Here is a 16,155-nt window from a genome sequence, read left to right as displayed (position 1 = left end):
AAATGACGTATGAACGGGCGCTTTCGGCCCGAGAAGGCTCGAATGCGAACGATCGTTCGCAATGCGTTCGCCCGGGGTTGCACACAGGCTCCGCGGCTTTGCTAAAGAGGCTCAGGTTTACCAATGGTGAAGTCGGGTCGCCCGCCCTGTCCCGTTTCGTGACGCGGACAGGGTGACGATCCGGGTTCCGGCCGGTGGACCGGCAATCCGGCTGCCGACGTCGGAGCCCGAGGACCGAGCCTTTGCCCATCGCCCGTCGCAAGCCCGCCCGCCCGACGACCGCAGCCGCGCGCGACAGGCGTGGGCCTAAGCCGGCGCTTGCCCTGCTGCGGCAGCGCGAGATCCCGGCCCGCGAGCCGGGCGCGACGGTCTGGGCCCTGCGCAACCGCTGCCTCGTCGGCCAGGTCTTCGTGGGTCACGTGATGGCGCTGGCGCTGTGGAACGCGCCGGCCTTCGCGCAAAACGTGATCACCCCGGACGGCCGGACGCAGACGGCGATCACGGTCGAGGGCGCGACCACCACGATCACGACGCGGACGATCTCCGGCGGCGCCGGCTACAACTCGTTCAACCGCTTCGAGCAGGGCGCCGGCTCGACCGTCAACATGCAGCTGCCGCAGAATACCGGCGCGCTGGTCAACATCGTCCGCAACGGCCCGGTCGTCGTCAACGGCATCCTGAACTCCTACAAGAACGGCTCGATCGGCGGCCACGTCTACTTCTCTGATTCCTCGGGATTCACCGTCGGCCCGTCCGGCGCGATCAACACCGGCCGGCTGACGGTCAACACGCCGACGCGCGAGTTCCTCGAAGGCGTGATCAGCCCCGGCGGCGTGGTCAACGAGACGCTTGCCGCGCGGCTTCGCGCCAACGACGTGCCGATCTCGCCCGATGGCGCGATCTCGATCGAGGGCCGCATCAACGCCAGGCGCGGCGTCACGCTGCACGGGAATTCGGTCAGCGTCAGCGGCCAGATCATCGCCAACGCGGCGCCGGTCGATGTTGGCGAACGCCGGCGGCGGCACCAGACCGCGTTCGCGGCCAGCGTCAACACCTCCGGCGTCCGCCATGGCGGCGCGATGGTGGCGCGGCGCGGCGGCGGCATCGAGATCGTCGCGGCCGGCACGGCGCGGATCTCCGGCACGCTCAGCGCCAACGCCACCGGGCGGCGCCCGGCCGGGACGATCACCGTCCATTCCGGCAAGGGCACCGTCATCGCCGGCACGGCGCGGATCAGCGCGCAGGGGACGGCCTCCTCATCGCGCGGCGCGGCCGACACGAGCGCCGGAGGGCCCGCCGTCAACACCGGCGACGGCGGCAAGGTCTCGCTGACCTCCGATACGACGATCGCGATCGCACGCGGCGCGAGGCTCGACGTCGGCGCTGTCCAGAGCGCGGCCGGCAGGGGCGGCGAGATCAAGGTCCTCGCCGGCACCAATCTCGATGTCGAATCCGGCGCGATCTTCCGGGGCAAGGGCGGCCTGACCGGCGATGGCGGCTTCACCGAACTCAGCGCCAGGCAGACGGTGACGCTCGGCGCGGTCGATGTCGATCTCTCGGCCCGCGGCGGCAAGGCCGGCCTGCTCTATATCGACCCGACGGACCTGATCATCGGCGCCGGCGGCAGCGCCAACATGATCACCAACGGCACGAATGTGTCGCTGGAAGCGACCAGCAGCATCACGATCGCGGCCGACGGCATCATCGACACCCGTCAGTTCAACCGCTCGGCCAACGGCGGCGTGCTCTCGTCGTCCAATCCCTCGACCGGCGATTCGGGCGCGATCACGCTGACGGCGCCCAACATCGCCGTGTTCGGCTCGCTGCTCGCCGGCGTCAGCGCGGGCAGCGCGTTTGCCGCCGGCAACGTCACGCTCGACGCGACGACATCGGACATCCGCATCGCCGGGATGGCGAGCGCGACCTCGACGATCGACGTCCACGGCACGGTCACGGGACGGGACATCACGCTGAAGGCCGATGCGACGGCTGTCGCCTCCTATGCCGACTCGTCGGCCGGGCCGCTGTCTGCGCTGGCGGCGCAGAGCGTCGGCGGCGCCCTCTTCGGCCTGAACGGCGGCTATGTCGGCAGCCGGGTTCTGAGCCGCATCCGCGTCGTCGACGGCGCGACGATCGAGGCGGCGCGCGACGTCTCCCTCGTCGCCAAGGCCCGGCAGGAGGCCTCGCTGCCGGCGATCACGCTCAGCGGCGGCAACCCGTTCGCGGCGGCGGTGTCGATCGGCGAGATCTTCGGAACGGTCACGGCCGATATCGCCTCTGGCGCGACGATCAAGGTCGGCCGCAACCTCGCGGTCCAGGCCGAGAACGACGTCAAGCTCGCCGTCTCGGCGGTCTCCATCTCGGTCGGCACGGGCCTCGTGGCCGCGACCGTCGCCTATGGCTTCGTCGACGTCACCACCGCGGCGAAGGTCCACTCCGGCGCGACGGTCGAGGCCGGCAGCGTCGCCGGGATCGGGTCCGTCAGCGTCACGGCCAAGAACACCAACTCCTTCTCGACCTCGTCGACGGCGGTCGCGGCGTCGGGCGGCGTCGCCGGCATCTCGGTCGCCTATGCCGACTACAGGGCGGAGGCCGACGCGCTGCTCGGCGCATCGCTGGGAACGAGCGCCAGCAAGGTCCAGGACGTCACCGTCCAGGCCGTCTCCGACACGGGCAAGAACGCCACGAGCGCGACCGCGACGACCGGCGACAACGTGCTCTTCAACGCGGGGCCTGCCGGCTCGACCGTGTCCAACCTGCTGAGCAAGCTGCTCGGGAGCCTGTCGAACGCGTCCTCGGGCGTGCCGATCAAGGTCGGCAGCGCCGTCACCATCGTTAGCAGCGACCTCAGCGCCAGGGCCGCGATCGCGGCCGATCCCGGCGGCACGCCGCCGACCATCAACGCCTCTGGCAATGTCGTCGTCGCCGCGCGCCAGCGCGATTTCGGCGTGCGCATGATCGCCGACTCGTCGACCAACTCGAATTCGAAGGATCCGACCGGCTCCAATCCGGAGGCGCAGATCTCGCTCTCCTTCGGCATCGCGGTGGGCAACTACAAGCACGACGCCAGCGCCTCGGTCGGTTCCGGCGTGACGATCAACGCCAACCGGATCGGCGTCGCCGCGCTGAACGAGATCCCGATCTCCAACACCTGGACCAACTGGTCCGGACTCGGCGAGGTCCTGTCGCACCTCAACGGCAATCTCGGCATCGTCAACAACATCCTGACGAGCTACGCCAACGCCTCCTCGTCCTCGACGGATCTCGGACTCGCCGGCGCGGTCGACTATTTCCGGGTCAGCAACAACACCTCCGCCTACATCGCCAGCGGCGCGACCCTGAACCAGACCACGGGCACGGGAAGCTGGTCGACGACTCTCGCCAACAACTATCTCCAGAACTGGTCGCAGGGCGTCAGCATCGTCGCCGACACCGACCAGCACTCGATCGATGTCGGCGGCAATTTCGGCTTCACCGGCGGCGTCAACGGCGGCACGGGCTCTGCCGCGGGGGGTTCGCTGCTCGATATCGGGCGCAGCAGCAAGACGGTCGCCGCCGTCGCGGCCGGAGCGACCATCAACGCAACCGACCTGTCGGTCACCGCCGACACCTCCGACAAGATGTTCGTGATCGCGACCACGTCCGGCCGCTCGGCCGGCACGATCGCGCTCAACGGCATGGTCTCGCTGTCGGGCATCCAGAACCAGACGCTCGCCTCGATCAGCAACAAGGCGATCGTCACGGCCAACTCGGTTTCGGTGAAGGCCGACCAGTTCGTCTCCGTCTTCGCGCTCAGCGGCGCGCTGGTGATCGGCGGCGGCAACGGCATCGGCATCTCGGTCGCGGTGCTCGACGCCGGCTCTGTGACGCGCGCCTATGTCGGCGACAATTCCAACGACCTGTCGGACGGCCGGCTCGCGGGCACGGCTCCACAAGGACTGATCACCACCGGCTCGATCGCCGTCGCGGCCGAGACGACCGGCCGCATCACGGCCGCTTCGGTGGCCGCCGCAGCCGCGGACGGCACCGTCGCCATCACCCTGCCGCCCGGCACCAGCCAGGTCGTCAGGGACATGGCCGCGGCCTTCGCCAAGACATCGAGCAGCGGGCCCAGCCTCTCGGCCGCCGGCACGGCGGCCGTCGCGCTGACGACGATGGGCACCTCGGCCTGGATCGACAATGCGCGGCTGCAGGAGAAGGCCGGCGCGGGCCTGACGACCTCCGTCAGGGCGCTGAACTCGACCATCATCGAGGTCGGCGCCGGCGCGGCCGCCGCGAACCTCGCCGGCACCTCCGGCGCGAGCGGGGCGATCGCCGGCGCGGTCGCGATCGGCATCCTCGACAACAGCACCGATTCCCGCATCAGCGGCTCGAGCCTGACCGGCGTCCATGACACCTCGGTCCAGGCCATCGCCGGCGGCCGGGCGACGATCGTCGGCGTCGGCCTCGCCGTCTCGGCGGGCGGCAACGGCGCCGCGGCGATCTCGGCGGCGGTCGGGCTCGTCACCAACCGGGTCAACGCCTCGATCGTCAATTCGGCGCTGACCGCGATCTCGGGCCTGTCCGCCTCGCAGATCGCCAGCGTCAACGCCTACCAGACCACCGATATCGGCATCGGCGGCGGCGCGGCCTATGGCGGCGCGCAGTCCGGCGTCGGCCTGTCGCTGAGCTATGCCAGCATCGGCGATCCGAGCGGGCAGGACGCCGTCAGCGCGACGATCCGCAATTCGAGCCTCGTCAATCTCGACGGTCTCAACGTCGTCGCCTCGAATTCGAGCCGCATCGTCTCCGGCGCGATCAGCGCCGGCCTCGGCGGCAACGGCCTTTCCGGCGCATTCGTCTTCAACAAGGTCAAGACCTCGACGAGGGCCGAGATCGCCGGGACGGCCGCCGCGCCGCCGACGATCACGGTCGCGGGCAATGTCGTCCTCACCTCCGACAGCAGCCGCGACGCGACCTTCGACGCCATCATCGCCGGCCGCCAGACTTTCTCGCAGGCCGACGCCTCCCAGGTCGAGTTCAGCGGCGCCGTCGCCAACGGCGGCGACGCCAACCCGAACGGGGCGGCGATCGTCGCCATCACCGGCGCCGTGCAGGTCGGCCGCAACAATGTCGGCATCTCCTTCCTCAGCAACGAGGTGGCGCAGTCCCACATCGCCGCGATCGACAACGTCGTCCTGACCGCATCCGGCGACGTCTCGGTCAGGGCGCAGGACGGCGCGAGCATCACCGGCGTCGCGATCGGCCTCGGCGGGGCCACAGGCCAGTTCGCCGGCGTCGCCTCGGTCGCGCTGCAGTCGGTCGACAACGTGGTGCGCGCCGGGATCACCGGCACGGGCACGATCGTCACCGCCCGCGACATCCTGCTGAACGGCAGCACGACCGCGACGATCCGCGGCACGGCGGGCTCGCTCGGGCTCGGTTTCGGCTCGGCCGCACTCGGCCTCTCGGTCGTCCAGAACAGCATCGACAACACCGTCGGCGCCACGATCGAGGATGCGCGGCTGCGGTCCTCGCGCGACGTCGTGGCTAAGGCGGAGTCGAGCGGGCGCATCAATACGCTCGCCATCGGCATCGCGATCTCGCGCCAGGTCGGCCTCGCCGGCTCCGTCGCCACCAGCAGCGTCGACACCGACGTCGCCGCGACCGTGAAGCGCGCCGACATCATCGCCGAGAACAATGTCGGCGTGATCGCGACGAACCATGACGGCATCGCCGTCTCGGCCGGCGCGCTCGGCGCGGCCGGCGGCTCGCCCAGCGTCGCCGGCGGCCTCTCGATCGTCAGCAACAGCATCGGCGGCGGCACGGTCGCCTCGATCGGCGAAGCCAGCTCGGTCGATGCGCGCGCCAACGGGACCGGCTCGCTCGCGATCAGCAGCGGCGCGGTCGTCAGCCCGCCGAGCCTCTCCAGCCCGACCGGCCCCTCGACCACCCTGCCCGAGCTGGCGATGGCGACGCGCAGCGTGCGCGGCCTGGCCGTGATCGCGACCTCGCGGCAGGCCGTGATGGCCAACGCCGTGACGGCCGGCATCGCCGTCTATCCGATCAGCGGCGCGGTCGGCTACGTCACCATCCGCAACAGCCTCGGCGGCGAGACACGGGCCTCGATCGACGGCAGCACCATCGACACGCGGCTCGCCGGCGGCCAGAACCCGACCGCGGTCGTGGTCGACGCGGCGAGCCATTCCTATGCCGGCAGCTACATCGTCGTCGGCGCGATCGGCGGCGCGGCCGGCGCGGGCGCCGACGCGCAGACCACGCTGAAGCGCCGCACCAGCGCCTCGCTGACGAACTCGATCACCGGCACGATCTCGACCAGCCAGGCCGGTCTCGGCGGCGTCGGCGCGGTCCAGGTTTCGGCGGTGTCCTCGCAATCCTCGACCGGCAAGACGATCGGCTTCGCGGCGGGCATCGCGGGCGCGGCCGCGACCGGCCTCGTCAACAGCTTCGAGGCGGTCACGACCGCCACGGTCGATCAGGGCATCCTCAACGCCGCCTCGCTGCGCGTGACGGCCGACAGCACGAACGGCTTCTACGGCGTCGCGGGCGTCGGCGCCGGCGGCGGCGTCGCGCTCGGCAGCGCCTTCGTCGTGGCCCGCAGCCAGAACACGACGCTGGCGACGATCGGCGGCGGCGCGAACGTCACCACGATGAGCATCTTCGGCCGGGTCGACGTGCTGGCGACGAGCACCAACAGCTTCACCGCGCTGGCGGCGGGCGGCTCCGCCGCGGGTATCGTCGGCGTCGCCGGCATGGTCAACCTGATCGACGTCGCCAACACGACCCGCGCCGGGCTCTACGGCGTGAACGCGATCCAGCGGCGCACCTCGATCCAGGAACTGGCCGGCCAGACCGTCGACGCCTCGCTGAACGTCATCGCCCGCGAGACGACGACGATCACGCCGGAGACGGGCGTCGCCGCCATCGGCGGTTCCGGCATCGGCCTGGGTTCGGCGACCAATGTCGCCAGCCTCGATTCGAGCGTGCTCGCCGATCTGACCAACAGCACGGTCAATACGACAGGCGCGGTCGTGGTCCAGGCGATCAGCGACCGCAGCGTCGACGCCAACGCCTTCACCATCGGCCAGGGCGGCTCGCTCGGCCTTGGCGCGGCGGTCAACGTCATCACCGTCGGCACGGGGGCGCCGGCCGGCGCGGACCTCAACATCGGCGGCGACGGCACGCTCTCGCGCGTCAACCAGCTCACCGCCGTCGATCCCGGCTTCCTGCTCAGCACGAGCGGACTTGCGACCTACCGCGCCCTGCGCGGGGCCTATGCCTCGGGCGCGACCGACGACCAGCTCCGCGCCACGGCCAGCGCCGAATATCTCGCCCTGATCCAGAACGGCGTCGTGGTCAACGGCGTCCTGACGCTGACCGACAGCGGGGTGCAGGCGCTGCGCGCCAACGCCGCAATCTCGCTGTTCCAGGGGACGCCCGCGACGGACCAGCAGGTGCGCGACTACGCCGCCGCGCGCTACACCGCGCTGAAGGCCGCCAACCTGCAATATGTCATCGGCGAGGCCGGGCTGAACTCCTACCGGCAGGTTCTCGAAGCCGCGACGCCGAACCTCACGGACGCGCAGGTCAAGATCGCGGCCGACGACGCCTTCGCCACGCTCCTGGCCAACGGCGTCCCGGTGAACGGGCTCTACTCGTTGCGCGGGTCCGGCCAGGCCGTCTACCAGGCCGCCGCCGACGCCGAGCTCGGCCGCACCGCGACCTTCGGCGAGGTGAGCGCCTACGCCGCCTCGCAATACGCCTGGTTCGTCAGCAACCGCGCCCGCACGGCGACGCCGAGCGCGATCAGCGCCACCGCCCTGCTCGATTCGACCGGCGCGCAGACCGGCGCGACCGCGCTCGGCGGCGCGATCACGGCGACATCGGTCTCGGTCACCTCGACCTCGAAGACCTCGACCGACAACACCGCGCTCGGCGTCGGCGTCGGCGGCATCGGCGTCGGCGCGGCGCTCGGCTACACCACGGTCGCCGACGCGATCAGCGCCCGGCTCGACCAGATGACCGTCACGACGGGCTCGATCACCGTCAACGCCGCGGCGATCGACGGCGCGGCCGGCGCGGCCTCCCGGATCGCGGTCGAGGCCGGCGCGGGCGCGGGCACGGCGGCGGCCGGCGCGGCCGTGGCGCAAGGCTCGGTCTCGAACACGCTCACGGCCCGGCTCGGCGGCACGCTGACGGTGACCGGCGCGACGACGGTCAGCGCCAGCACGACGCAGGGCTCGCGCGCCGATGCGCTCGGCGCGGCCGCGGCCGGCGGCGGCGCGCTCGGCGTCTCGCTCGCCAGCAGCAGCCTGAGCGGCACGGCCACCGCAAATCTCGCCAGCAACGCCACCCTGTCCGGCGGGACATCGCTGTCGGTCACCGCCAGCAGCAACGGCATTTCCTATGCCTCCGCGACCGCCGGCGCGGGTGGCCTGCTGGCCGCCGGGGTCGGCGCGGATGCGCGCGCCACCGACACCTCGCGCGTCGAGGCCCGCCTCGGCGACAATGCGAGCGTCAATGTCGGGACCGGCGCGATCACCGTTTCGGCGACCGCGACGCCCGACGCCAAGGCCGCAGCTTACGGCGTCTCGGTGACCGGCGGGCTCGCGGTCGGCGCGGCCAAGTCGCGCGCCACGGTGAACCAGACCGTGATCGCGGCGATGGACGGCGGCGCGGCGGCCCAGCGGGCGCTGACGGCCGGCACGCTCTCGATCCTGGCCACCAGCTCGATCTTCGGCACGCCGGTCACCTCGATCGGCGGCTCGCCCGGCAAGACGCATCAGTTCAGCCGCGGCGGCACGGGCGCGGCCGCCTGGTCCTTCGCAGGTTCGGGCGCCTACTACGCCAGCGCCGTCGGCTCGGACGCCGCCGCGAGCACGACCTCGACCGTGACCGCCTCGGCCGGCGACAATGTCCGCCTGCCCAACGCTGTCGTCGCGATCAGCGCCACCAACACCACCCGCCAGATCGCCTCGTCGACCGGCTTCTCGATCGCCGGCAAATATTCGGTCGGGGCGGTGCTGGCCGATGCGCGCTCGACCGCGACGACGAGCGCGACGCTCGGCTCCGACGCACGGATGGCGGGAGCCGGCGCGAGCAGCTTCAGCCTGACCGCGACCGGCAGCGACACCCAGATCGCCAAGGCGGTGTCCGGCAGCGGCGGCCTGATCGCCGGCGCGGGCGCGCAGGCCGACACCGCCAACACGGCGACGGTGACGGCCCGCGTCGGCGCCCGCGCGCAGATCGCCGCCAACACAATCCTGGTCAACGCTCAGCACACGGATTCCTACGCCAACCTGGTCGATGCGGTGCAGGCGGCGGCGCTCGGCGCAAGCGCCTCGCTCGCCAGCCACAACGCGACCTCGAACGTGCTGGTCGATATCGGCGCCACGGCGACATTCGCCGCCATCGGCAACGGCACGCGCGGCTGCTACGTCACGAGCTGCATCCAGGGCATCGAGCTCGAAAGCCGCAACATCTTCCGCCAGCTTTCGCTCGGCGACACGATCAGCGCCGGCGCGGGCGGCGGCGTCAACGGCGTCGGCGCGAAATCGACGATCGGCATCGACGGCAACTCGCGGGTCGTGCTCGGCAACGACGTCGTCTTCTCCAGCGGCGGCAACGCCATCTCCTCGCCGGGCCCGATCGCGATCCAGGCGATCACGGAACTCGGGGCTGACGACACGGTCACGCTGACGACGGGCGGCCTGCTGCAGGGCGCGGGCGTCACCTCGCAATACCGCGCCGATGTCGACAACGAGGTCACGCTCGGGACCGGCGACACGCTGACCTCGGCCGGAACGATCAATGTCGGCACCTATACGACGGCTCGCGTCAAGACGAACGCCCTCGTCACCACCTATGGCCTCGCCGCGGTCGGCGTCGCCGAGGCCGACACCGACATCCGCACCGACCAGACCGTGACGATCGGCGCCAACAGCACCCTGACCGGCCTCGACAACGTCAACGTCACGGCCGGGCGCGACGCGTCCGGTCTCGCCACCACGGCGATCTACGGCGACGCGACCGCGATCGGCTATGTCCGCGGCCTGATCGCCATCCCCGACGCCGATGCGGCGACCGACCTGCAGAACCATGCCCGGCTCAACGTCAACACGGGCGCGGCGCTGCTGAGCGCCCAGAACGTCACCCTCGGAGCCTATAACGGCACGGTGACGCCGAACACCGACGGCGCCGGGCACGGCTTCCAGCTCTACTTCATCCCGGTGACGCAGCGCGACGAATCGCCGGGTTCCGCGTCGACCTCGACGGTGGCCATGAACGGCCGCGCCGTCGGCGGCGTCTTCCGCGAGCAGGACATCGTCATCGGCTGCGGCGCGTCCGGAGCCTCGATCTGCGGGCTGAACGAGCGGCCGACCGTCTACGTCAAGGCGGGCGGCGCGCCCGTCACGGTCGCCTTCGATCAATTCTTCAACGCGACGCAATATGTCCGCGACAACTATACGACCTATACCGGCACTCTGCCCGACACGACCGTCGCCGATACGCTGGTCGGCGGCATCGCGCCAGGAAATCTCTGGGCCTATCGCATCAGCCAGCTCTACGCGGCAGGCGGCAACGTCTTCGTCAATGGCGACACCATCCAGGGCAGCGGCTCGCTGACCGCCAATGGCGGTCCGACCATCTCCGTCAGGAACAACAGCGCCGCCTATCTGATCCTCGATGGCGGCGCCTATATTCCCGACCTCTCGACCGGGCAGATCCTGTTCACCGGCGCGGCGCAGGGCCAGACCAACCTGACCCGCAACTTCGTCAACCCAACCGGCACCGCCAGCGTCATCATCAGCAACGCCTATACCCGAGACGACATCGGCGGCTACGGCCCCGCGCTGCTGATCGGCGGCGACATCACCAATCTCGGCGGGCTTGTCTCGATCAACAACACGCAGGGCTCGTTCGGCTTCTCGGGCCAGCGCATCGACGCGCTGCAGTTCAACGTCACGGTGCCCAACGGGGCGGTCGCCATCGCCTCGAACGGGCCCAACGGCATGTACAACGCCGGCGCCTCGCCGATCTCCGAGTGGGACTACGCGATCAGCTATCCCGGCGGCGCTCCCGGCACGCCGCAGGGCCAGTATGTCATCAACAACACCGTCTATGCGGCGGCCAACGCCGCGACGGGCGGGGTCGCCGATCCCAGCCTCTACCTCTACGGCCGCCAGTCCGACGGACCGGACCGGCGCACGAGCATCGTCTATTTCGGCAACTGCATCGGCCGCGTCGGCGATGTCGGCTACAACTGCGTCGGCGGCTATCGCTTCAGCGACAACAACATCTTCTTCGCCCAGATCCCGACCGTGCCGCTCTACCGCGAGAGCTACGGCACGGCGCAGGGCGGAGGCGTGCAGATCTACGGAGCGCAGGTCGCCATCAAGGCGACGACGATCAACGTGAATGCCTCGATCGAGGCCGGGCGCGTCACCGACAGGTCCATCACCATCAGCCAGGAGGTGGCGCAGAGCCTCGACGGGAGCCGCGCCGCCTATCTGCGCGATGGCTACAGCACCGTCGCGATGTCGCAGCTCTTTCCGGACCAGCCGGTCTGGAAGTCGCGCAACGCGGTGCAGGTCTCCTACGACTTCGTGAACCAGCTCTTCATCCTCGACGACACCAACGCCTCCTCGGGCGGCGGCTCGGTGCTCCTCGACGGCCAGATCATCAGCACGAACCTGCTGGGCAGCGTGAAGGTCAACGGCGGTTTCGGCCGCGTGACGGTCGACAACCAGAGCGGGCGCGAGCTCGTCGTCAATCGCATCAACACCGGCACGGCCGCCGGAGCCAACGCCGCCGTCAGCAAGATCACCGTCGTCGACAGGCTGGTGACCTCGGGGCCGAACACGACCGTCTACGCCTATACGCCGGGCTCCGGCATCGCGATCTACAAGACGCAGAATGGCGCGCAGCCCATCCTGAGCGGGGCCAACGCGACAGCCGTGTACAGCTTCGTCGCGGGCGACAGGACGAGCTACAACCCCGTCTACGGCACGCGCTACGAGTGGACCCAGCAAGCCACGCTCCAGAAGGACGGGCTGATCGTCAACAACGCCAGCGCGCAGGGCGTCTGGCGCTATTCGTCCGGCACCGCGAACAATCCGTGGGAGTTCGTCAGTTCCCCGACGCCGGGCTCGCCTGGCCTCAGCGAATGGGCCCGCAGCGCCCAGACCGGCGGCACGATGAACCCGCAGGGCAGGATCGTCAGCGACACCGGGGCGACGAATATCCCCTTCCAGCAGCGCATCTATGGCGGGCATACCGAAGTCATCAACGCCATGCAGACCTATGGGAACTGCAACGGCGGCAATCCGAGCTTCTGCTCGGAGGATTTCCGCGGAACCCCCGGCAGCACGGCGAACAGCTTCTGGAACTACAACTACGTCACCAAGGCCTATGTGCAGGTCACGGCTTCGGTGAAGGCGGACAATCCGTTCGCGATCAGCTTCGCCGGCAATGCGTCCGGCCTCGTCACGATCGCCTCCAACGCCGGCATCCGCCAACAGGGCAACATCGTCAATCCGAGCGGCGAGACCAGGATCAGCGCCTATTCCGGCAGCTTCACGCAGGCGCCCAACGTCTCGATCCTGTCGAACCATCTCACCATCATCGGGCGCGATTCGGTCGGCACGGCGGATGCGCCGATCCAGGCCTCGCTGACCTCGGGCGCGGCGATCGCGGCCTATTCCGGCGCCGGCGGCATCCACCTGAACATCGATTCCGACGCCAAGGTCTGGCGCTTCAACGCCGATCTCGACGCGGGCTCGGGCCGCTACGGCGACATCAATGTCCGCGCCGCCGGCGGCCTCGAAGTCGCGAGCTGGGCCGATCCGAACTACATCCACGCGCTCGGCAACAACATCACCATCCGCAGCCGCGACGGCGCTGTCGGCGGCATCAACACGCCGCTGCGCATCCAGGCGATGGCGACGACCCTGGCCAATGGCAGCCAGACCGGCGGCGTGGTCAACATCTCGGCGCAGGGCGACATCGGCATCCGCCAGCTCTCCGGCAACCTGCGCATCGGCCAGATCGCCAGCACGGGCGGCAATATCCGCGTCGACGTCGTCAGCGGCACGCTCAAATCGGCCTCGGCCCAGACCGCGGCGCAATCGCTCTCGACAGAGCAGCTCTCGGCGATCTCGGGCAAGCTGAAGCTGACGCAGGCCGACGGCGCGGACGCCGCGGCGCAGGCGAGCGTCGCCGCCTTCGAGCGCAGCGTCAACGAGACCTACACCCTCTACACCTCGCTCGTCCGCAACGGCACCGTGACCAACGGCGTCTTCCGGCTCAGCGACGCCGCGATCCCGCTCTATCAGGCGCTCGCCAATCTCGCGCTCGGCCGAACCGCGAATGCCGACGAGGTGCGCGCCTACGCCGCCGAGCGCTATGCCGGTTACGCTGGCGTCTTCGACAAGGCCTATGGCGCCGGCTGGGCCAGCACGTCTCGCTTCCAGGCGGCTTCGCTGGAGAACGGCTACAGCTTCAGCGTGACCGCGCAGAACGCGGCGCCCGGTCTCGCCGCCAGCAACACCGTTCGCCAGCTCGGCGTGACCACCTTCGAGCGCAACGTCACCACGACCTACGGCCTTTACAGCGGGCTTATCGCCAACGGCACCGTGACGAACGGCGTCTTCACGCTGAACCAGCCGGCGGTCGCGGCCTATCAGTCCGCCGCGAACGCCGCGCTCGGCCGGACCGCGAACGAAACCGAGGTGCGCACCTATGCGGCTGGTCTCTACGCCAGCTACGCGGCCACCTTCGCCAGCGCCTATGGTGACAACTGGAGCAGCCAGGCGCGCTTCCAGCCAGCCACGCTGGAAAGCAATTACAGCTTCAGCGTCTCCGCGCCCGACGCGCGGCCGGGCCTGGCCACCAGCACGACGGTCACGCAACTCGGCGTCACGGTCTTCGAGCGCAATGTCAACGAGACCTACGGGCTCTACAACGCTCTGATCGGCAGCGGAACCGTGGCGAACGGCGTCTTCACGCTGAACCAGGCCGCCATCGGCGGCTATCAGGCCGCGGCGAACGCCTCGCTCGGCCGGACCGCGACCTCGGCCGAGGTCAGCGCCTACGCCGCCAGCCGCTACGCCAGCTACGCCGCCACCTTCAGCGCGGCCTATGGCAGCGGCTGGGCGAGCCAGGTCAGCCAGACTTTCAGCGCGAGTTCCGCGGACGCTCGCCCGGGCCTCGCCTCCAGCATCACCGCCAATTCGGTCTGGCAGTCCGGCCAGCTCGTCGCCGCGATCGACCAGGCGGCGCTGCAGCCGGCCTCGGGCGTCGTCGGCAACGGCACGCCGATCATTGTCGGCCGGGACGTGACGCTGAACATCGGCGGCAGCATCGGCTCGCTCGCCCCTGACGTCACGGTCAATCTCGACGCCATCCGCAACGGCACGCTCTCGACCGCGGAGCTCCAGGCGCTAGCGGTCGCGACGACGCCGGGCTCGGTCAAGCTGTTCGGCACGAATGCGAGCAACCAGCGCGTCGCCGTCTCGAGCATCAACACGGTCCCGAACGGCGTCACGCTGACCTCCGTCGACATCGCCCAGACCGCGCCGCTCTTCATCAGCGCGACCGGAACCTTCTCCGGCTCGGCCCAGGGCGACATCTATCTGCAGTCGACCACCGTCGGGCAGGCCGGCGGCGGCTCGCTGCATCTCGGCCGCGTCACCGCGACCGGCGCGATCAACCTGCAGGCCCCGCAGGCGATCACGGTCACGACCGCGCCGAACAGCTCGACGCCGCTCAATGCGGTCCAGATCGAGACCGGCGGCGACCTGACGCTCTCGGCCGCCGGCGGCGGCATCGGCTCGGCCGCGACGCCCCTCACCTACCAGATCGGCGGCCGGCTGATCTCGGCCTCGGCCGGCGCCGGCGACGCCTATCTCGTCAAGCCGACCGGCAATGCCGACATCGGCCGCATCTTCGCGCAGGGCACGGCCTCGATCAGGGCCAATGCCGGCTCGATCACGAGCTATCTGCCCGGCGTCGCGATCTCGGCGCGGAACGTCCTGCTCAACGCCTCCGGCAATGTCGGCAGCCAGGCGACGCCGTTCGCGGTGCAGTCCGCGAGCGACGGAGAGATCTCCGGCCAGATCGGCGGCTCGGGCTGGATCTCGACCCCGACGCTGGCGACGCAGACGGCGGTCGCGCAGCGCATCGGCGCGCTCGCCGCCGCAAACAGCCTGACGCTCACGGCAGACGCCGAGCTGCGCGTGCTGCGCAGCCTGACCGCGACGACGGGCGCGCTCGGCGCCACAGCCGGCTCGATCGTGATGGAAACGGGCGCGACCGCGACGGCGGCGGGCCGGCTCACCCTCGCATCCGCCACGGGCGTTACGCTCGGCCGCGTCAGCAGCGCGCTCGTCGCGCCGCAAGGCACGGCTTCGATCGTCGTGACGGCCACCGGCGCCATCACCGGCAATGCCGGCGTGGTCAACCTGAACGCGGCCCAGGCCGGCGGCGTGATCGCGCTCAATGCCGGAAACGGCATCGGCGCGCCGCTCGCCGCCGTCAGCTTCGCCGCGCCGAGCCTCTCGGCCCGCAGCCTGCAGGGCAACGTCAACCTGCGCACGGCCTCGACCACCCGCGTCACCAGCCTCACGGCGGATACCGGCGTCGCCACCGTCGCCGCGGACGGCGCGCTGACGGTCGATGCGCTGACCAGCGGCGGCGCGGCGAGCGCGACCTCCACCGGCAGCACGCTCACCGTCACGACGCTGAACGCCGGCGGAACCACCAATCTCGCCGCCGCCGGCCTCGTCACCATCGGCGGCGCGAGGACGACGGCAGGCGATCTCGTCGTCACCTCGACCGCCGCTGGCATCACGGCGACGACGCTCGACGCGGCCGGCGCGCTCGCGCTGAACGCGCCCGGCGCGATCACTGTTACGACCGCGACCAGCGGCGCGACCACGCAGGCGGCCTCGTCCGGCGACACGCTGGCGATCACGACGCTGACCTCCGGCGGCGCGGCGACGCTCGCCGGCCGCAACGGCGTCACGCTCGGCAGCGCCACGACGGCGGGCGATCTGACGGTCGGCTCCAGCCATGCCGGGATCACGGCCGCGACGCTCAGCGCAGCCGGCGCGGCCGCTCTGACGGGAACCGGCGCGGTCTCGGTCACGACCTCAC

The 16,155-nt window shown here is 70.5% G+C and carries 1 protein-coding gene; it reads left to right on the top strand.

The annotated features are described in order from the left end of the window. Positions 1-242: 242 nt before the first annotated feature. On the top strand, positions 243-16,155 hold a 15,913-nt coding region (locus tag AC1RRW_RS18635), incomplete at its 3' end, for a leukotoxin LktA family filamentous adhesin (RefSeq protein WP_492902662.1).

The organism is Allobosea sp. GW821-FHT12C12 (genome assembly GCF_058807355.1).
This window is presented reverse-complemented; position numbering and strand designations above follow the sequence as displayed.